The sequence below is a fragment of the Sinomonas sp. ASV322 genome (assembly GCF_030908245.1).
In the GTDB taxonomy this organism is placed as follows: domain Bacteria; phylum Actinomycetota; class Actinomycetes; order Actinomycetales; family Micrococcaceae; genus Sinomonas.
Genome location: NZ_JAVFJJ010000006.1, coordinates 199,448 through 218,550, shown reverse-complemented (window position 1 = coordinate 218,550; position 19,103 = coordinate 199,448). Strand labels below are relative to the sequence as shown.

At 66.0% G+C, this 19,103-nt stretch carries 18 protein-coding genes; 14 read left to right on the top strand and 4 right to left on the bottom strand.

Annotated elements, in window-relative coordinates:
• Positions 1-67: 67 nt before the first annotated feature.
• The 9 genes from RBS12_RS10990 (at position 68) to RBS12_RS10950 (ending at position 8,541) form a co-directional block, all read left to right on the top strand.
• Complete coding sequence (locus RBS12_RS10990) at positions 68-1,987, top strand: alpha-amylase family glycosyl hydrolase (RefSeq protein WP_307966155.1); 1,920 nt, start codon at positions 68-70, stop codon at positions 1,985-1,987.
• Between the two features lie 92 nt (positions 1,988-2,079).
• Positions 2,080-2,853, top strand: coding sequence for a protein phosphatase 2C domain-containing protein (locus RBS12_RS10985; RefSeq protein WP_307966133.1), 774 nt, complete (start codon positions 2,080-2,082; stop codon positions 2,851-2,853).
• Between the two features lie 14 nt (positions 2,854-2,867).
• Entirely contained in the window at positions 2,868-3,332 is a 465-nt protein-coding gene (locus RBS12_RS10980) for a phage tail protein (RefSeq protein WP_307966132.1), read from the top strand.
• Between the two features lie 121 nt (positions 3,333-3,453).
• Complete coding sequence (locus RBS12_RS10975; protein WP_307966131.1) at positions 3,454-4,032, top strand: dihydrofolate reductase family protein; 579 nt, start codon at positions 3,454-3,456, stop codon at positions 4,030-4,032.
• A 40-nt stretch (positions 4,033-4,072) separates the two neighbouring features.
• Positions 4,073-6,358, top strand: a complete 2,286-nt coding sequence (ligA, locus tag RBS12_RS10970; RefSeq protein ID WP_373886509.1) for an NAD-dependent DNA ligase LigA — start codon at positions 4,073-4,075, stop codon at positions 6,356-6,358.
• A 2-nt stretch (positions 6,359-6,360) separates the two neighbouring features.
• Positions 6,361-7,200, top strand: a complete 840-nt coding sequence (locus RBS12_RS10965) for an inositol monophosphatase family protein (RefSeq protein ID WP_307966129.1) — start codon at positions 6,361-6,363, stop codon at positions 7,198-7,200.
• Positions 7,197-7,697, top strand: a complete 501-nt coding sequence (locus RBS12_RS10960) for a GNAT family N-acetyltransferase (protein WP_307966128.1) — start codon at positions 7,197-7,199, stop codon at positions 7,695-7,697. The genes RBS12_RS10965 and RBS12_RS10960 overlap by 4 nt, the downstream gene beginning before the upstream one ends.
• Before the next feature lie 47 nt (positions 7,698-7,744).
• On the top strand, positions 7,745-8,191 hold the full coding sequence (locus tag RBS12_RS10955; protein ID WP_307966127.1) for a helix-turn-helix domain-containing protein: 447 nt from the start codon (positions 7,745-7,747) through the stop codon (positions 8,189-8,191).
• 23 nt (positions 8,192-8,214) lie between these two features.
• On the top strand, positions 8,215-8,541 hold the full coding sequence (locus RBS12_RS10950) for a HepT-like ribonuclease domain-containing protein (RefSeq protein ID WP_307966126.1): 327 nt from the start codon (positions 8,215-8,217) through the stop codon (positions 8,539-8,541).
• Between the two features lie 162 nt (positions 8,542-8,703).
• Here RBS12_RS10950 and RBS12_RS10945 read toward each other — a convergent pair whose 3' ends face one another.
• Together RBS12_RS10945 and RBS12_RS10940 are read right to left on the bottom strand one after the other, a co-directional pair.
• Positions 8,704-10,113 carry a hypothetical protein gene (locus RBS12_RS10945; protein ID WP_307966125.1) on the bottom strand — a complete coding sequence of 470 codons (1,410 nt, stop codon included), beginning with the start codon at positions 10,111-10,113 and terminating at the stop codon, positions 8,704-8,706.
• 549 nt (positions 10,114-10,662) lie between these two features.
• On the bottom strand, positions 10,663-11,670 hold the full coding sequence (locus RBS12_RS10940) for a hypothetical protein (protein ID WP_307966124.1): 1,008 nt from the start codon (positions 11,668-11,670) through the stop codon (positions 10,663-10,665).
• A gap of 186 nt (positions 11,671-11,856) precedes the next feature.
• Between RBS12_RS10940 and gatC the strand changes: the two genes are divergently transcribed.
• From gatC to RBS12_RS10915, 5 genes are all read left to right on the top strand, one after another.
• Entirely contained in the window at positions 11,857-12,153 is a 297-nt protein-coding gene (gene gatC / locus RBS12_RS10935; RefSeq protein WP_307966123.1) for an Asp-tRNA(Asn)/Glu-tRNA(Gln) amidotransferase subunit GatC, read from the top strand.
• 8 nt (positions 12,154-12,161) lie between these two features.
• The gene (gene gatA, locus RBS12_RS10930; protein WP_307966122.1) at positions 12,162-13,691 is read left to right on the top strand and encodes an Asp-tRNA(Asn)/Glu-tRNA(Gln) amidotransferase subunit GatA; all 1,530 of its coding nucleotides are present in this window, start codon (positions 12,162-12,164) and stop codon (positions 13,689-13,691) included.
• The gene (gatB, locus tag RBS12_RS10925) at positions 13,692-15,197 is read left to right on the top strand and encodes an Asp-tRNA(Asn)/Glu-tRNA(Gln) amidotransferase subunit GatB (RefSeq protein ID WP_307966121.1); all 1,506 of its coding nucleotides are present in this window, start codon (positions 13,692-13,694) and stop codon (positions 15,195-15,197) included.
• A gap of 576 nt (positions 15,198-15,773) precedes the next feature.
• Positions 15,774-16,145, top strand: a complete 372-nt coding sequence (locus RBS12_RS10920) for a VOC family protein (protein ID WP_307966120.1) — start codon at positions 15,774-15,776, stop codon at positions 16,143-16,145.
• A 104-nt stretch (positions 16,146-16,249) separates the two neighbouring features.
• Positions 16,250-16,870 (top strand): DUF5666 domain-containing protein, encoded by a 621-nt coding sequence (locus RBS12_RS10915; protein WP_307966119.1) that lies wholly within the window; start codon positions 16,250-16,252, stop codon positions 16,868-16,870.
• A gap of 7 nt (positions 16,871-16,877) precedes the next feature.
• Here the strand turns inward: RBS12_RS10915 and RBS12_RS10910 are convergent, their stop codons facing one another.
• On the bottom strand, positions 16,878-17,822 hold the full coding sequence (locus tag RBS12_RS10910; RefSeq protein WP_307966118.1) for a LysR family transcriptional regulator: 945 nt from the start codon (positions 17,820-17,822) through the stop codon (positions 16,878-16,880).
• A 63-nt stretch (positions 17,823-17,885) separates the two neighbouring features.
• Positions 17,886-19,073 (bottom strand): ATP-binding protein, encoded by a 1,188-nt coding sequence (locus tag RBS12_RS10905; RefSeq protein ID WP_307966154.1) that lies wholly within the window; start codon positions 19,071-19,073, stop codon positions 17,886-17,888.
• Positions 19,074-19,103 lie beyond the last annotated feature (30 nt).

The window sequence follows — 19,103 nt, the reverse complement described above, 5'->3', positions numbered from 1 at the left end:
CCTGCCAGTAGCGTGTGTGACAGCGCTTACACCGCGGAGAGGCATGAGGGAGGAACCCGTGGAGGACATGACCGGAGGACAAGTGCGCGAGCGCGTGCTCGCGGCCCTTGAGGCCGACGTCGAGCTGGGACGCGGCGGTACCGAGTGGGACGCGTTCGGCGAGCGCGTTGACCGGCATCTGCCCGAGCTCGAGCGCCTGTTCGCCGCGCTCTACGGTTCGCGCGAGGACTGGGTGGAGCATCTTGCCGCGCTCGTCGTCGAATGCGCTAGGTCCTGGCAGGAGCGCCCCGCGGAACTCAAGGAGCTCGACGCGCGGCGCGAGGCGGAGCCGGACTGGTTCCAGGCCGGGCGGACGCTCGGCGGGGTCTGCTACGTGGATCGCTACGCGGAGAACCTCGCGGGACTCCGCGATCGGATCCCGTACTTCCGCGAGCTCGTCCTGACGTATCTGCACCTCATGCCGCTCTTCCTCGCCCCCGAGCCGAACTCCGACGGCGGATATGCGGTCTCGAGCTACCGCGACGTCAATCCGAAGCTCGGCACGATGGACGAGCTGCGCGAGCTCGCCGCTGAGCTGCGGGCGAACGGGATCAGCCTCGTCGTCGACTTCATCTTCAACCACACGTCGAACGAGCACGAATGGGCCCGCAAGGCGGCGTCGGGGGAGCCCGCCTTCGAGGACTACTACTGGATCTTCCCCGACCGCACGATGCCGGACGCGTACGAACAGACGGTTCGTGAGATCTTCCCCGACGACCACCCTGGAACGTTCGTTCAGCAGCCGGACGGACGGTGGGTCTGGTGCACGTTCCATACGTTCCAGTGGGATCTCAACTACTCGAACCCCGCGGTGTTCCGGGCGATGGCGGGGGAGATGCTGTTCCTCGCGAACCAGGGCATCGAGATCCTGCGCATGGACGCGGTCGCATTCATCTGGAAGCAGCTCGGCACCGCGTGCGAGAGCCTCCCCGAGGCCCACGACCTGCTTCGCGGCTTCAACGCCGTCTGCCGCCTCGCGGCGCCGTCGCTCCTGTTCAAGTCGGAGGCGATCGTGCACCCCGACGAGGTGGTCCAGTACATCGACCCCGCCGAATGCCAGATCTCGTACAACCCGCTCGAGATGGCGCTCGGCTGGGAGGCCCTCGCGACGCGCGACACGCGGCTCCTCTCCCAGGCGCTCGAGCGGCGGCACAACCTCCCCGACGGCACATCGTGGGTGAACTACGTGCGCAGCCACGACGACATCGGCTGGACGTTCGCGGACGAGGACGCCGCCGAGTTCGGCATCAACGGCTTCGACCACCGCCGCTTCCTCAACGCGTTCTACGTGAACCGCTTCCCTGGCAGCTTCGCGCGCGGGGTCGCGTTCCAGGACAACCCGCGCACGGGGGACTGCCGCATCTCGGGCACGACGGCGTCGCTGTGCGGCCTCGAGGGCGGCTCGCCCGAGGCGGTCCGCAGGGTCCTCCTGCTCCACTCGATCGCGATGAGCACGGGCGGCATCCCGCTGATCTACCTCGGCGACGAGGTGGGCCAGCTCAACGACTACGGCTACGCTCAGGAACCAGGCCACGAGGCCGACAGCCGCTGGGTCCACCGCCCGCACTGCCCCGCCGAGCGCTACGAGCACCGCGGGGATCCTGGAACCCCCGAGGGTGCGATCTTCGCAGGGCTCGCGAACATGCTCGCGGTGCGCGCCCAGACCCCGGAGCTCGCAGGAAACCGGCTCATCGGCTTCCACACGAACAACCGCCACGTGCTCGGCTATCAGCGCGCGGGCGAGGACCGCACCGTCGTCGTCCTCGCCAACTTCGCCGACGACGCCCAGCCCGTGACCGCGGCGACGCTCTCGGGCTTCGCGGGCGACGCCGTCGACCTCCTCACCGGGCGAGCCGTGGCCCTCGGCGACGGGCTCGCGCTCGCCCCGCACGAGTTCGTGTGGCTCGCCGCCCGCCCCGCCGGCCCGGATGCTGCCGCGGCGTCGTAGCCGCACGACGGCGGCGCGGCGGCCCCGTGAGGCCCGGCCGTCTGTGACAGGATGAAGCGGCAGCGAACAAAGGGATCACGAGAGGCCCGTGCATGACCGCAACCGAAGAGCCCGCGATCCGGTCGCCGCGTCCTGAGCTGCGGCTCGAGGTGGGCCACGGCACAGATCGGGGTCTGCGCCGCGAGCTCAACGAGGACTCGTATATCGCCGCGGATCCCGTGTTCATGGTCGCGGACGGAATGGGCGGCCACGAGGCGGGCGAGGTCGCGAGTCAACTGTGCGTGCAGACCCTGCGGACATCGCCGTCGCTCGCTCGCGGGACGCACCGTGCGACGGCGGCGACCGTGCAGGACACGATTCGACGCGCCGATTGGCGCATCCGGCAGGCAACGGGCGCCCGGGCGGGCACAACGCTCTCGGGCGCCGTCCTCATCGAGATCTCCTCGGTGCCCTACTGGCTCGTCGCCAATGTGGGCGACTCGCGCACGTATCGCCTGAATGGGAGCGATTTCGAGCAGATCAGCGTGGATCATTCGGAGGTCCGCGAACTCATCGAACTTGGGGAGATCACGCCCGAGGAGGCCATTTTCCATCCCCGCCGCCACGTCGTGACGAGGGCGCTCGGAACGGGCGACGACGCAGAGGCGGACTTCTGGCTCCTTCCCGTCGCCGACGGCGATCGCCTGCTCGTCTGTTCCGACGGCCTCACGGGCGAACTCCGCGATCCGGAGATCGTGCACATCCTGAAAGAGAACCCGCACGCCCAGGACGCGGTGGACGCCCTCATCGACGCGGCGGTCCGCGCCGGCGGAAGGGACAACGTCACGGTCATCGTCGTCGACGCGCGGATGTCGACGGCGGAATAGCGGGAGGATTCATCATGTCTTACACCGTGGATTTCACCAACGTCTCGACGGCCGGCCTGGAGTCGTCGCCGGTCGCGCCCGCACTCGCGGGCCTGCGGGCGAATGAAGCCCGCTATTTCAAGAACAAGTACGACCACGTCTTCACGGTGGAACCCGCGGTCGACGCGCAGCCGACCATCGACTGGGTGCACCGGATCCTCAAGGAGGAACGCGACATCGTCATCTCCTCCGAGCCCCTCGAGGCCACGGCGTTCCAGGTCGAGAACATCCGAATGGCCTACGTCTTCTACGCGAGCGGCCTATCCATCAACGTGATGTACACGATCGACGACGGCGGGAAGCGTGCGGTCGGATTCAAGCTCTCCGACGGGATGGATGTCCCGGAGGAGCTCGCACCGAAGTTCAAGTTCGCGAGGCAGAACTCGAAGCTGGCCGGAACCATTCGGGGTTCCTTCTTCGTCATCAAGAACGAGTACTGACCGGGTCGGCGCTTCTCAACGCCGCTGCTTGGACCGTGTCGCGATGCCACATGAGTTTGGTACCGTCTCGCCACAGCTGTTCGAAATCGGCTAGGGCTGGAGGGCGAACGTGCGTGTCGTGGTGAGCGAGTACATGAGTTTGGACGGCGTCGTCCAGGCGCCGGGAGGGCCTCAGGAGGACACGAGCGGCGACTTCCGCCACGGCGGCTGGTCGATACCCTTCTTCGACCCCGACACGATGGGGCCAGTCCTCGGTGAGATCGCAGAACGCGGCGAGGCCCTGCTGCAGGGCCGGCGGACTTATCAGGTCTCATCGGCCGCATGGCCGAACCGGGCCGGTGACCCGTTCGCCGACTGGATCAACGGCGTCCAGAAATACGTCGTGTCCGATTCGCTGTCCGAGCAGGATCTGACCTGGAATCCCGCGGCCATCGTCCGGGGCGCCGACCTTGTCGCCAAAGTGTCGGAGTTGCGCGGGAAGCCGGGCGGATACGTCTACGTCTACGGCAGCCTGTCGGTTGTGCGCGCACTGTTCTCGGCGATGCTCGTCGACGAACTGATCCTCATGATCGAACCCATCACGCTCGGAGGGGGCAAGACCCTGTTCCCGACCGACGGCCAGGCGCGGCGGTTCGAGCTCGCCTCCGCGGCAACGTCGTCGACGGGCGTCCAAGTCTGCCGCTACCGTCCCGCCGGCTGACGCCCCCGAGGCCCCTTTTTTGTCGGACCAGTAGGGCAAGATAGGACACGTGACCGCAGAACCCGTGACCCCGACAGCAACCCCATCTGCCAAGCTTCGCGAGGACTACGAGGCCCTCGCCGAGGAGGTTCGCCGCCACAGGGCGCTGTACTACAACGCGGACGCGCCGGTTATCTCCGATGCCGAGTACGACGCCCTGTTCCGGCGGCTCGAGGAGTTCGAGGCTCTGCATCCGGAGCTCGTCTCGAACGATTCGCCCACGCAGGAGGTGGGGGGAGAAGCGACTGCGGCTTTCGCCCCGGTCACGCATCTGAGCCGCATGTACAGCCTCGAGGACGTGTTCTCTCTCGACGAGCTCAACGCATGGATTTCGCGCGCCGAGGGGAGCATCGCCGCGATCGGGAACAACCGCCCGCCCGTCCGCTGGCTCACGGAGCTCAAGATCGACGGGCTCGCGATCAACCTCCTCTATCGGCGCGGCGAGCTCGTTCGGGCCGCGACACGAGGCGACGGGCGCACGGGCGAAGACGTCACGCACAATGTCTTCACCATCAAGGACATCCCGCGGAGGCTCTCGGGCGAAGGCCACCCGGAAGAGGTCGAGATCCGCGGCGAGGTGTACATCCCGCAGAAGGCCTTCAAGGAGTTCAACGACGCGCTCATCGCGGACGGCAAAGCGCCGCTCGCGAACCCCCGCAATGCCGCCGCGGGCTCGCTGCGCCAGAAGGATCCGGCGGAGACCGCGAAGCGCCCACTCAGCATGTTCGTGCATGGCGTCGGCGTCCGGGAGGGTCTTGCTGTGACGAGCCAGGCCGAGACCTACGACCTGCTCAAGTCGTGGGGCCTGCCCACGAGCCCGTACTACGAGGTGCTTGAAGGCTACGACAGCGTGCTCGGGTACATCGAGAAGTTCAGGGAGCAGCGCCACAGCCTCATTCACGAGATCGACGGCATCGTCATCAAGGTCGACGACTTCGCGACCCAGCGCGCCCTCGGCCACACGAGCCGTGTTCCGCGATGGGCCGTCGCGTTCAAATATCCGCCCGAGGAGGTCCACACGAAGCTCCTCGACATCATGGTCAACGTGGGGCGCACGGGCCGGGTCACCCCGTTCGGCGTCATGGTCCCAGCCAAGGTCGCGGGGTCGACGGTCGAGATGGCAACGCTCCACAACCAGGATGTCGTCAAGGCCAAGGGCGTCAAGATCGGCGACATCGTCGTGCTCCGGAAGGCTGGCGACGTCATCCCGGAGATCGTCGGGCCGGTGCTTGCGCTGCGGGATCAGCAGGATCCGCCGGTGCGCGACTTCGTCATGCCCACAGAATGCCCTTCGTGCGGCACGCCGCTCGCCCCCGCGAAGGAGGGCGACGTCGATATCCGCTGTCCGAATGCCCGCTCGTGCCCGTCCCAGCTGCGCGAGCGCGTGTTCCACCTGGCGGGCCGCGGAGCGTTCGACATCGAGGCTCTCGGCTGGGAGGCGGCGATCGCGCTCACGCAGCCGGCCGAGCCGGAGATGGCGCCGCTCGAGAACGAGGCCGGGATCTTCGACCTCGCGCCCGAGGATCTCGAGGATGTCAAGATCCGGCGCGAGAAGCGCTCGAAGGGCGTCGGCACGGGGGAATGGGAGCCTGTTCCGTACTTCTGGACGAAGGCGACAGCCAAGACTCCTTCCAAGCCGACCGTCAATACCGAGAAGCTCTTTCGGGAGCTCGAGAAGGCCAAGTCCCAGCCCCTGTGGCGCGTGTTCGTCGCGCTCTCCATCCGCCATGTCGGCCCCACGGCGTCCCGCGCGCTCGCGACGCGCTACGGCTCGATGGACGCCCTGCGCGCGGTGCTCGACGCCCCGGACGCCCGCGAGCAGCTTGCCGAAGTCGATGGCGTGGGCCCGATCATCGCCGATGCCCTCATCGAGTGGTTCGCCGAGGACTGGCATCGCGAAATTGTGGACCGCTGGAAGGCAGCCGGCGTCAAGATGGAGGACGAGCAGCACGGCTCCACGCAGCGGACGCTCGAGGGCCTCACCGTTGTCGTGACCGGATCCCTTGACAGCTTCAGCCGGGACGAGGCGAAGGAGGCGATCATCGTTCGCGGGGGGAAGGCGGCGGGATCCGTCTCCAAGAACACCGACTTCGTCATCGCGGGGGAGAGCGCCGGGTCGAAGCTCGACAAAGCCGAGTCGCTCGGCGTCCCCGTCCTCGACGAGGACGGGTTCAAGAAGCTCCTCGCCGAGGGAGCCGCGGCGTTCGGCAGCGCGGAGGACGACGCCGACGCGGACGACGCTAACGGCGCCGAAGCCCTGGTCGACGAGGCGGACGAGGCCCAGTGACCATGGACGCCTACAGCACCGAATTCCTCTCTGAGCTCCTCGGCACGGCGCGCCGGGCCGCGGCCGCGGGTGCCGCCGTCCTCGCGGCGCGCGACGGCGCCCGGCTCGGCCAGGAGACGAAGAGCTCGGGAAGCGATTGGGTCACCGAGTTCGACGTCGCGGCAGAGCGTGCTGTGCGCGAGGTCCTTGCGAACGAGCGGCCCCACGACATCGTCACCGGCGAGGAGCAGGGCACGACGCGCGTGTCAGAGCCCAGCGGCTTCCGCTGGTCGATCGACCCGCTCGACGGGACGACGAACTTCATCCGGGACATCGTCTACTACGCGACGAGCGTCGCCGTCGCCGACGCGAGCGGACGCTGGCTCGCCGGCGTCGTCCACGCCCCGGCCCTGCGGCGAGAGTACTGGGCGGTGCGGGGCGCAGGCGCTTTCCGAAGGGACGACGGCGGGGAACCGCGCCAGCTCGACGGTCCGGTTCCGGGTCGGGAAGCGGCGGGATCCGCGATCATCGCGACGGGCTTCAGCTATGACCCGGCGATCCGCGCGGACCAAGCTCGCTTCCTTCCCGAGCTCATGGACGGCTTCGGGGACATGCGCCGGCTCGGCTCGGCCGCTCTCGACCTATGCCTTGTGGCCGACGGCACACACGACGCATACGGCGAGCGTGGGCTCAACGAGCATGACTTCGCCGCGGGAGCGCTCATCGCCGAGGAGGCCGGCTGCTGGGTGCGGCGTCCCCAGCTCAAGAGCCCGCTCGACGGCGGTCCGAGCGACGCCGAACGCCTCGCCTCGTGGACGTGCGCTGGCGGCATCGAGTTCTCGGGGCGGTTCCCGATCCTATGACGACCCTCCTGACGATCCGGGACGCCCTTGAGCGCGACTACCCGGAGATCGCCCGCATCGCGCGCGACGCCTATCTCTCCGCGGGGTACTTCGAGAGCCACGAGCACCCGTACATGCGGCAGCTGTCCGACGTCGCCTACCGCGCGGCCCGCGGGACCGTGCTCGTCGCCGAGCAGGACGGGCGCATCGTCGGCTCGGTGACGTTCATGGCGCACGGCGACGGCTTCGAACAGGTGGCCCGCGAGGGCGAATTCGAGTTCCGGCTGCTCGTCGTCGACCCCGCGGTTCAGCGTTCGGGCGCGGGGAGCGCCCTCGTCGCCGAGGTCGAGGCGAGGGCCAAGCGCGCGGGGGCGGCCGCCGTCGTCCTCACGACCGGCAAGGACTGGGCCGGACCCAACGCCCTGTACCCGCGGCTCGGCTATGAGCGCGCCCCCGATCGGGACTGGCCGATCCCCGAAACCGACGTCTGGCTCCCGGTGTACCGCAAGGCGCTGTGAGATCGAGCGCCCTTTGGGGGTGTATATCTGGGAGATATAATTCAGGGGTGACCGAAAACATCGCATCCCTTCGGATCCGGGCGGGACTCAGCCAGCAGCGTCTCGCAGAGCTTTCCGGTGTCAGCCAACCGAACATCTCGGCGTACGAGTCTGGCCGTCGCACGCCGCGGCCGGAGACGCTCGAGAGGATTCTCCGTGCCCTGCGTGTGAGGCCCTCGAAGGTTCTTGAGGAGCACCGTGACGAAACAGTCGACCTTGCCAAGCGCCATCATTTGGGAAATGTCCGAGTGTTCGGTTCAGCAGCGCGCGGAGAGGACACACCTGATTCGGATATCGACTTGCTGGTCGATGCCGAGCCCGGTGCCTCGCTCTTCGACCTGGCCGGGTTCCGCCTCGATATGGTCGATCTGCTCGGCATCAAGGTTGACGTCGTGGCATCGGGATCCATAGGAGCCGCGATGGATCGGATCCTCGCCGAAGCGGTGCCCCTGTGAATCGTGACGAAAGAACGCGGGCCTTGCTGGAGGACATGGAGCAGCGCCTCGCATGGGCAGCAGAGATTGTGGCTGACGGTGAGGACGCGTTTATCGCCGAGCCGAATTGGCGGACGCGAGAGGCCTTGAAATCTCTGCTCATCGATCTCAACACGGCCGCGGATCGGCTGCCCGAGTCAGTCCGAGAGAAGTACCCCGAGATCCCGTGGCGTGAACTGCGAGACCAACGCAATCTCCTGGCCCATGACTACGCGAGCATCCGTCACAGCATCCTCTGGGCTACCGCCTCGAGGCACCTGCCCCCGCTGAGAGACCAGCTCGCCGGTGTGCGCCGCGACTTGGGGCACTGACTCGCAAAGATCAATCGCTGCGGCCCGTATCGCAGCCCGCCCGAGGCGAGGACGTCGAGCACTGCGGCTTCGGTGCCGGACCGGGCCCTGCTCGGCCCTGACGCTTCGCGGGGGCCGAGAAGCCTAGGTGTGACTCTTGAAGCGCGATACTCTTGCTGGGAGCTAGGAAGTCTCTGATGCGTCGGGCTCAGACATTCTTGCAACTGCCTCGAGGAGCCGCTTTCGAGTGTTGTCAACCATTGCGACTCCAGCGGTATCCTGCAATGAGACCAGAATTTCCCTCGCTTCGGTGAGTAATTCTTGGGCTTCATCGAGCGCATTTCGATCACCAAGATCGATGGCGCGATCGATTTGTATTCCCGCGAGGGTGTGAGCCGAATGTGCGATATGCCGCACATCACCCAGTCTGCGCCCCAGCCCAACGCTGCGACGTGCGTCGTCGACAGCGCGGGAAAGCTGTCCTGCCATCCGGCGAGTGGCTGCAGATACGTTGAGTAAGCGTGCCCAGACCCGTTCGTTTGTATCGTCCCGGTCCGCAATCTCGTAAGCATCGTCCAAAACACGCATGCATGCATCCCAGTTTTGGAGCTGGCGATACGCAATAGCGAGAGTTAGGCGAGCCTCAATCGCCTGGTCTCCCGATGCAAGCCAGTTTGTCGCGTCTAGGGCTGTTTTCGCAGAATCTTCGAATGCGCCAGCTGTGAAAAGGGCCTGAGCCAAGTAGTTGGATGCTCGTCCGTGGACCAAGCCCCACGGCCTCGATAGATCTACAGCCTCCCTGAGGGCGGAAATCGATCTAGAAATGCTCTCTTTTGAATTTCCCTTTCTGTAAATGTCGCGCTCTATTCTTCCGAGGGTGCTAAGTGCCATCGCCAGCCCACGCTGGTCCTCGATCTGTCGCAGGTCCTCGATGGCCTGCTCGACAAGTCTTCGGGCATCGAAGAGAGCGCCAGTTGCGTGCAAGTGGGTACCGATTAGGTGGGCTGATATCGCACTGGGTCGATCAACATAATGATCTTCAAGAACTTGCTCGAAGAATGGAATAGACTCAACTCGGGCGCCCCGGCCCCAATGCGCCAGGCCGTGGAAGAACTCACTGAGGCGGTCTCTCTTGAAGCTGTAGGTCTCGAGAAGGCGTGCGATGTCGCTCGCCGTGGAGGCTTCATCTCGTTCGGTCGGCGCTTGCGCCCTCTCTACGAGAGAGTCGACGTCATCCTTCCTGTACTGACTTGCGACACATGATATGGCGCCGAAATTTAGCGAAGCGCCGACTAAGCCCATCACGCTTTCCACATGCGGGCGCAACCCGTATTGATATTGCTCCACAAATTTACCGAGGGCGCGACGATAAAGAATTTCGTCTCTGGTGAACAGGCTACGTCGCATTTCGGTGCGAAGTGGCTCCGAGACGCCGAAAATCTCGCCATTGCGTCTTAGGATACCGCTAGATCTGATCCGGTCGAAATCCTGCCGTTCCTGCCCACTACTTTCTGGATTGATCTCCAGCACTGCCAAGGCGCCATCCTCATTGAACCACGGGACGGCACTCAGCAGTCGGACTGCAGTATACATGCCTAGGCTCCTACAGCATCGACTAGCTCGATAAGATGGCGCTGCTTCAACCTCTTGTAGTCCGAATACTTCAGTTCGGCCCCAGCTTCGGCCGTAGCAGTGGCCACGGGGGCGTAACGCGTCAGATGTGCGCGCACCTCGTTAGGCTCGAGCCTAGCTGCGGAAATGGATCGAAGCTTAGCAATAGTTATTTGCTTTTCAACCGTAGGGTGCCCGCTGAGGATAATAGAAATCTGCTCGTTGCGTTGGATATTGGAAAGGGCGCTGGTGAGGATACGAAGCTCCGCCTTCGGGAGACGGTCGATGGACGAAATGATAAGCGCGGTGTGCGTAGTCATACCCTCCAGCTCTACGACGAGCCGAGCTCCGGGATCAGCGCTGTTCTCCGCGTCAATCCCCAGATCGGAAAGACATTCACGGAAAATGTCGTTAACAGGTGCCGCGCCTAGCGATTCATATAGGCACCAGGATGAAGAGATCGTAGCGCCTCTCGCCCGGTAGTGGGCTTCGGCTGCTCGGAGAAGGTCTTCTCGGCCGTCTTGGTCAATATTATTCTGAAGCGTTCCGGTGATCAGCGAAGGTTCCCGGTTGTCTCCCCCCCCGTAAAAGATCTGAAAGTGCGCCACGGTGGTTTATGAGATCGTCCTGCGCATTGTCATCCCTGATGATACTGATTGTCTCGGGACTAACCATCCCAACTGGAATGTGGGCGGTGGTGTGGGTTAAGCGTATGCTCCTGGAGAGTGAGGCTGTCCCGGCAAAACCTTCTGCAAAGTCTTTTTCAACGAGCGCGATTTGGCGTCTGAGCTTTTCTGTAATCCACTGGTCGATTTCATCTGCAACTATAGAGGGGATATCGGGAAAGCGCTGGGTTCTGAGTGAAAAGCTAACGACACCTCCTGGTCGGTGTTCCACTTCACAGGATATGACGCATTTGTGCTTCAACGCATGGGCCTGTGAAACGTAGTTCAAATTCGCGTGGGCCGCAGGCGGTCGAGCTCTTTGGTAATGGAGATCCAATTCGTCCGCAAGCAGCAGAATTGATGCGAGAAGTGGCGCTCGAACAGGTTCGTTCCGGACGTGGGTGCACGTTTGTAGCGATTCCACTGAGGATGTGTAGTGTTTTGTCCCGTGGGCCCTCGCGACGTATGCGATGCACTGGATGAGCGGAATATCGCCGCTAGGCAGGCCAATTGCTTCACCGTGCGTGAGGATTTCGGTGCAGCTTTGATCGGGGTGTTCGTGCCGTATTTGATCGTAAACGGCAGAATCGAGGGGCCCGAGTGCGTTTCCCAGAAGAGATTGCATGCCGAGGTCGTGGAGCCATGCGCTGGACCAGAGAATAAACTTCTCCAGAGTTGTGAGCTTATGTTGCTCCGACAGGCTAGGTATCGCTGCTATGTCAAGCGCATACTTGGCGACACGCTTCGAGTGCTCGGGTCCGTGGTCAGTGAACCAGGGTAGGTATGTGGTAGCCCACCATGCGATTACGTACTGTTGAACCCTGTCTACTGAGATGGCCAGATCGTCCAGGCCTCCTGAGCGACATTCGTTCACTAACGCATCCAAAATGTCCCCCTACGGCGTGAACGGCCCCTCGCGGTTTGCGGCGTGAGCTAAGTGTGACATGTGCCTCATAGGTTGTCATTGGATTTCCTGGTGGGAGCTGACGGGTCGCCGCCGTCGCCCGTTCCTCCGCACTAGACTGGACGGCGATACCTATCCACCGCACAGGGGAGACCCATGGCCGAGATCACGCGCGACGACGTTGCGCACCTTGCGCAGCTCGCGCGCATCGAGATGAGCCCAGAGGAACTCGACAAGATGGCGGGCGAGCTCGCCCACATCGTCGACGCCGTCAAGTCGGTCAGCGAGGCGGCGGGGCCCGACGTCCCGGCGACGTCCCACCCGATCGCGCTGAGCAACGTCTTCCGCGAGGACACCGTGGGCCACGTGCTCACGCCCGAAGAGGCACTGTCCGGCGCCCCCGACGCGGAGGACGACCGCTTCAAGGTCCCCGCGATCCTGGACGAGGAGTGAGCGACCCCATGAACGAACTGATCACGAGCACGGCCGCACAACTGGCCGAGAAGCTCTCCGCCAAGGAGGTCTCCTCCGAGGAGGTGGCCCAGGCGCACCTCGACCGCATCGGCGAGGTCGACGGCGGCGAGCGGGGCGTCCACGCGTTCCTGCACGTCAACAGCGAGGAGGCGCTCGCCGTCGCCCGCGAGGTAGACGCCATCCGCGCCGCGGGCGGGGACGACGCTGCGGCCCTCCACCCATTGGCGGGCGTCCCGATTGCGATCAAGGACCTCATCGTCACGGTGGGGCAGCCGACGACGGCGGGCTCCCGCATCCTCGAGGGCTGGATGAGCCCCTACGATGCGACCGTCATCAAGAAGATCCGGGCCGCCAAGCTCCCGATCCTCGGCAAGACAAACCTCGACGAGTTCGCGATGGGCTCCTCAACCGAGCACTCGGCGTTCGGCCCGACCCGCAACCCGTGGGACCTCGACCGCATTCCGGGTGGCTCGGGCGGCGGCTCAGCGGCTGCGGTCGCCGCGTTCGAGGCACCGCTCGCCCTCGGCACGGACACGGGCGGGTCGATCCGCCAGCCGGGCGCCGTGACGGGCACGGTCGGCGTCAAGCCGACCTATGGCGCGGTCTCCCGCTACGGCGCGATCGCCATGGCCTCGAGCCTCGACCAGATCGGCCCGGTGTCCCGCTCGGTCCTCGACGCCGCGCTCCTCCAGGAGCTCATCGGCGGGCACGACCCGTTCGACTCGACGTCGCTCACCGACCCGTTCGACACGCTCGTCGCGGCGGCCCGCAACGGCAGCGTCGAGGGTCTGCGCATCGGCGTCGTCAAGGAGCTCGGCGGCGAGGGCTACCAGGCCGGCGTCGAGGCCAGGTTCCGCGATGCGGTCGAGCTGCTCCGCGGCGCCGGCGCCCAGGTCGTCGAGGTGTCGTGCCCGAATTTCAAGTACGCGCTTGGCGCGTACTACCTCATCATGCCGTCCGAGGTCTCCTCGAACCTCGCGAAGTTCGACGGCGTGCGCTACGGCTTGCGCGTCCTGCCGAAGGACGGCCCGCTCACGATCGAGCGCGTCATGGGCGCGACCCGCGCGGCCGGCTTCGGCGACGAGGCGAAGCGCCGCATCATCCTCGGTACCTATGCCCTCTCGGCCGGCTACTACGACGCCTACTACGGCTCGGCCCAGAAGGTCCGCACGCTCATCCAGCGCGACTTCGACGCCGCGTTCGCCCAGGCGGACGTGCTCATCTCCCCGACGGCGCCCACCACGGCGTTCAAGCTCGGCGAGAAGCTCGACGACCCGCTGGCCATGTACCTCAACGACGTCGCGACGATCCCGGCGAACCTCGCCGGTGTCCCGGGCCTTTCGCTCCCGGGCGGCCTCGCGGATGAGGACGGCCTGCCCGTCGGCATCCAGCTCCTTGCCCCGGCCCGTGAGGACGCCCGCCTGTACCGCGTGGGCGCGGCGCTGGAATCCCTGCTCGAGGCGCAGTGGGGCGGCCCGCTGCTCGCCAAGGCCCCTGTGCTCGGAGGTGTGAAGTAAATGTCTGACGCAACCCTGTCCTTCGACGAGGCCATGGAGCAGTTCGACCCCGTCCTCGGCTTCGAGGTCCACGTCGAGCTCAACACGAAGACCAAGATGTTCTCCTCGGCGCCGAACGCCTTCGGCGACGACCCGAACACGAACGTCAACGAGGTGGACCTCGGCATGCCCGGCGTCCTCCCCGTCGTCAACAAGGCCGCCGTCGAGTCATCGATCAAGATCGGCCTCGCCCTCAACTGCGAGATCGCCGAGTCGTGCCGCTTCGCCCGGAAGAACTACTTCTACCCGGACACCCCGAAGAACTTCCAGACCTCGCAGTACGACGAGCCGATCGCCCACAACGGCTGGATCGACATCGAGCTCGAGGACGGCGAGGTGTTCCGGGTCGAGATCGAGCGCGCACACATGGAGGAGGACGCCGGCAAGCTCACCCACCTGGGCGGGGCTACGGGGCGCATCCAGGGCGCCGACTACTCGCTCGTGGACTACAACCGCGCGGGCGTGCCGCTCGTCGAGATCGTCACGAAGCCGATCGTCGGCGCTGGGCGCCGCGCGCCCGAGCTGGCCCGCGCGTACGTCGCCGCGATCCGCGAGATCGTGAAGAACCTCGGCGTCTCCGATGCCCGCATGGAGCGCGGCAACGTCCGCTGCGACGCGAACGTCTCGCTCATGCCGAAGGGTGCCACGAAGTTCGGCATCCGCTCGGAGACGAAGAACGTCAACTCGCTGCGGTCCGTCGAGCACGCCGTCCGCTTCGAGATCCAACGCCACGCGGCCGTCCTCGCGGCGGGGGAGAAGGTCACCCAGGAGACGCGCCACTGGCACGAGGACACACGGACGACGACGTCGGGTCGCCCCAAGAGCGACGCCGACGACTACCGCTACTTCCCCGAGCCGGACCTCGTTCCGATCCACGCGAGCCGCGAGTGGGTCGAGTCGCTGCGCGCGCAGCTCCCCGAGCCGCCGGCCGAGCGCCGCAAGCGCCTCAAGGCCGCGTGGGGCTACTCGGATCCGGAGTTCCGCGACGTGGTGAACGCGGGCGTCATGGACTCGATCGAGGAGACCATCTCCGCGGGCGCCTCGGCGGCCGCGGCCCGCAAGTGGTGGATGGGCGAGATCGTGGGCCGCGCGAAGGTCGCAGACGTCGACCCGGCCGAGCTCGGCGTGAGCGCCGCGGCGATCGTTGAGCTCAACGGCCTCGTCGAGGGCGGCAAGCTCAACAACAAGATGGCCGGCCAGGTGCTCGACGGCGTCATCGCCGGCGAGGGCACGCCGACCCAGGTCATGGAGGCCCGCGGGCTCGTTCTCGTGTCCGACGACGGCCCCCTCCTCGAGGCGATCGACGCCGCCCTCGCGGCCCAGCCGGACGTCGCCGAAAAGATCCGAGGCGGCAAGACCCAGGCCGTCGGCGCGATCGTGGGCGGGGTCATGAAGGCCACGCGCGGCCAGGCCGACGCGGGACGCGTGAAAGAGCTCATCCTCGAGCGGCTCGGGGTCGAGGCGTAGGCCGGCGCGCATAGGGGTCGCAAGGGCCGCGGGGTTCCAACCGGATCCCCGCGGCCCTTGGCTTTCCCGGGAATGAGCATCGGTGCCCCTTAGCCGCAATGGTGCCGCGGGTCCGCGGCACCATTGCGGCTAAGGGCGCCCGCTAATTTTGACCTGTCGATTCACATGGCCGGGTCGATGGCCCCTGTGGCTGTTCGCCTATCAAGCCGCTGATCTCAGGAGTTCATGGCCTGAATGTGGCCGCCACGCCAAGGATTGCCATCGATGCGAAGGCTAGGACTGCGCCGGACCCAACAATGAGTGCGATCCAGCTTGACAATGGCATAGGAGTCGCCCTGAGGTAATGCGGGGAAGCTTTGCTGAAGTGGCCGCGGAGCGCATTGCCACAGAATGCGATCACGGAAATGAGCAGACTGCAGGCCACGGCTGCGACGACCTGAAAACTCATGTTCTACCCCCTACCACCCAGTTGTACCAGCACTCCATGTCGGGAAATCCTCATGTGGCGAGATTGCTCGCGCTGGGAAGTCGTTCTGCGCCCTCCCCGCGCCGAGGCCGTCGTCCTACGCTTGCCGCATGAAGACCCCGATCACCCTGCATGCGACGGTCCTGGGCGCTCCGGATCCGCAGCAGCTCGCGCGCTTCTACGCCAACTTGCTCGGTTGGGAGCTTGGCGACGACGAGCGGGAGTGGGCCACGGTCGTGAACCCCGCAGGCGGCGCGAAGCTCTCGTTCCAGCTTGAGGAGGACTATCGGCGGCCGGTCTGGCCTGAGCGGCCCGGGGAGCAGCAGATGATGATGCACCTCGACCTCAAGGTCGAGGATCTCGAGAAGGCCGTGGCGCACGCGAAGGAGTGCGGGGCGAAGCGTGCGGAGCATCAGCCGCAGGACGACGTCGTCGTCTTCTTCGACCCCGCCGGTCACCCGTTCTGCCTCTTCGAGAACTGATCCTTCGAAAACCCATCCTGCCGGACCTTTGATGAGCCTGTGAATCTGCATTCGAGTGCCTGAGGATCGGCGTCTGCGCCCGCGTGTCGCGCGATGATGGAGTCATGAGCAACGCGTTCCCGCCGATTCCTCCCCTTCCCCCGACGCCGCCCACGTCGCAGCTTCCCCCGCGGCGATTCCGGCGGGGGCTGGTCATCGGAGCGGTCGCCCTCGGATTGGCCGGGGCGGGCGGCGCCGCGGTATGGGCCGCCGACGCGACAGGGAGCGCGACGCCAAGCGCGCCGGCGTCGGCGAGCCCGAGCGCGCATCCAGGCGAGCATCTTGGCAAGCCGGGCGCGGGCCAATTCGGTGCTCAGACCCTCCACGGCCAGATGACGGTCAAGAAGCCGGACGGCACGATTCAGACCATCTTCATCCAGCGCGGCACGGTCACGGACGTGAGCGACACGAAAGTCACGGTCAAGAGCGACGACGGCTTCACCCAGACCTACGTCCTCAACAGCTCGACCAAGTTCCTTGGCAAGAATCAGCCGCGTGGCGGCGCTTTCAAGCCCGGCGACGTCTCGAAGGGCGACAAGATCATGGTTCGCGCCGTCCAATCCGGCAGCGACTACGTGGCCCAACAGATCAAGAAGGGCCCCTTCACACCCATGATGCGTCACGTACCAGGCCAGCATCTCGACAAGAGGCAGCCGGGCTCGCCGTCGCCGTCGAGCACGTCCTGAGTCGAATTCAGTCGCGGGTCCGCCTCTCAACGGCCTCGACAAGTTCGTCGACAAGCACCCGCAATGCCTCAGCAACAGTCTGCACGGAACGTCGTCGCGCGTTCTCGGGCCGCACGAGCAGGTCGATGCTTCGCCGCGTCGCGATGCCTTCGAGGGGGCGGAGGACGACGCCGGCCGGCAGCCCGATGGCCGCGGTGTAGCGGGGGAGCAGGCCGAGCACTCCGCCGCCGGCGACGACGGCCGCGACCGTCGAGTAGTCGTTGATGCGGTGGGCCACCTCGGGCGCGTGGCTCGCGACGGCGCCGATCGTGGCGAGGACGTCGGCGGGGGAGTAGCCAGGGCGGCTCGAGACCCAGGCCTCGCGCGCGACCTCCTCGGGAGTGAGCGAGGTCCTCTCGGCGAGCGGGTGGCCCACCGGGACCGCGACGTCGAAGGGCTCGCGCACGAGGGGTACCACGACGAGCCGGTCGGTCGGCCACGCCTCGCTGTGCGCCATCCGGTGCGCGAGCACGAGGTCGTATCTTGCTGTAAGCGCTGGGAAGCTGTGCTGGGGGACGTCTTCGTCGGCGAGCCGGAGGCGCGGGGCGGCGCCGTCGTCGTCCTTCCCTGCGGCGAGGCGTGCGGTGAGCCGCCCGAACAGAGCCTGCCCCGCCGAATGGAATGCGCTCACCGAGACCGTCCCGGCCGGATCCTCGTGGTAGGCGCCGATGGCAGCGCGCGCGTCGGCCATCGCGCGGACGACGGCGCCGCCCGCCTCGGCGAGCACCTTGCCTGCGTCAGTGAGGACGAGATTGCGGCCCTCCTTGCGCGTGAGGGGCACCCCCGCGCTGCGGGTCAGGAGGGCGAGCTGCTGCGAGACCGCGGACGGCGTGACGAGCAGTTCCTCCGCGACGGCCTTGACGCTCCCGAGTTCCCCGAGCTCGCGAAGGATCTGCAGCTGCCGGACATCCATAAGCAAATCCTAAGGCGTTCTCTTCAACGCCGAGGACTTGCTAAATTTCGAGGCGCCGAGCGGCTACTCGTCCTTCTGTCGACTGATGAAGGATCCCATCCCGGGCACGGTGAACTGAACCTGACCGTGTTCGGGGGCGAAGATGATTCCCTTGTCGATGAGTCTCGCCCGCTGGCTCGTGAGAGAGCTGTGGTCCTTCTTGAGCCGGCCGATGAGGTTGGCTGTCGCGGTGGGGCCGTCTCCGTCTTGGCTCATCGCCCGAAGGTACGCTCTCTCTGCCCGGGTCGCCCGTTGCCAGCGAGCCACGAAGAATCCCTGGTCAAGGTCGGCGGTGCCGAGTTCCACGGCAAGACGGGCGTCTCCGACGGTGATCTCCCGATCCGATGCGGTCTCCCAGAGGGTGCGTCCGTAGGCCTGCAGGAAGTAGGCGTATCCGCCCGCCGCCTTGAGCACGGTGTCGAGAGCATCCCCGCCCAGGATTCCGCCGAGCCGGGCGATCGGAAGGGTGAGCGCGTCCGATGCTGCCGAATGCTCAAGTCGCCCGATCTGTCGATAGTGGAACAGGCGCTCCGCGTACGAGCGACTTTCGCTCAACCGGCCTGGAAGCGACGGCAGGCCCGCTCCGATGATGAAGAACGGCCAGCCCCTCTGCCCGGCCGTGTGCTGAACGGCCAGCAGGGCGCCGAGAAGGCCCTCGTCAAGGTCCTGCATCTCGTCGATGACGAGGGCGAATCCGGCGCGGGCTTTTCGCATGGAACTGCAGATGTCTTCGACGAGTTCCTCGAGGTCGATGTCCAGATCGCTCGAGTCGGCCCGCCCTGGCGCGAACTTGAGATCCGCCGTGAGGCCCTGGAGCCCGAGCGAGACCGAGAGATTTGAGATGCTGCCGAGCCCTTGCTCACGCAGATGGGACCACGCCGGGGTGGGGCGCAGCCGGCGGGCTCCAAGCTGGAGTTCCCGTGCGAGCTTCTTCCGTGCGGCGCGCCCCTCCTCGTCGCCCGGCTGCGCCTCGAATTGCACGACGAGCCATCCGTGGCGGCGAGCGATGTCGGAGAACACGTTCAGGAGAACCGTCTTGCCTACGCCCCGGAGACCTGTCAACAGGATGCCGCGATCGCCTGCGGCGTTGGCCTTTGCACGCGCGACGAGAAGATCGAAGGCGTCGATCTCCATCTGTCGCCCTACAAGAGCAGGAGGTTTGACTCCTGAGCCGGGGGCGAAGGGATTGAGGGAAGGGTCCACACGGTCCATCGTATCCAAAAGATCTACCATAATTTCAAA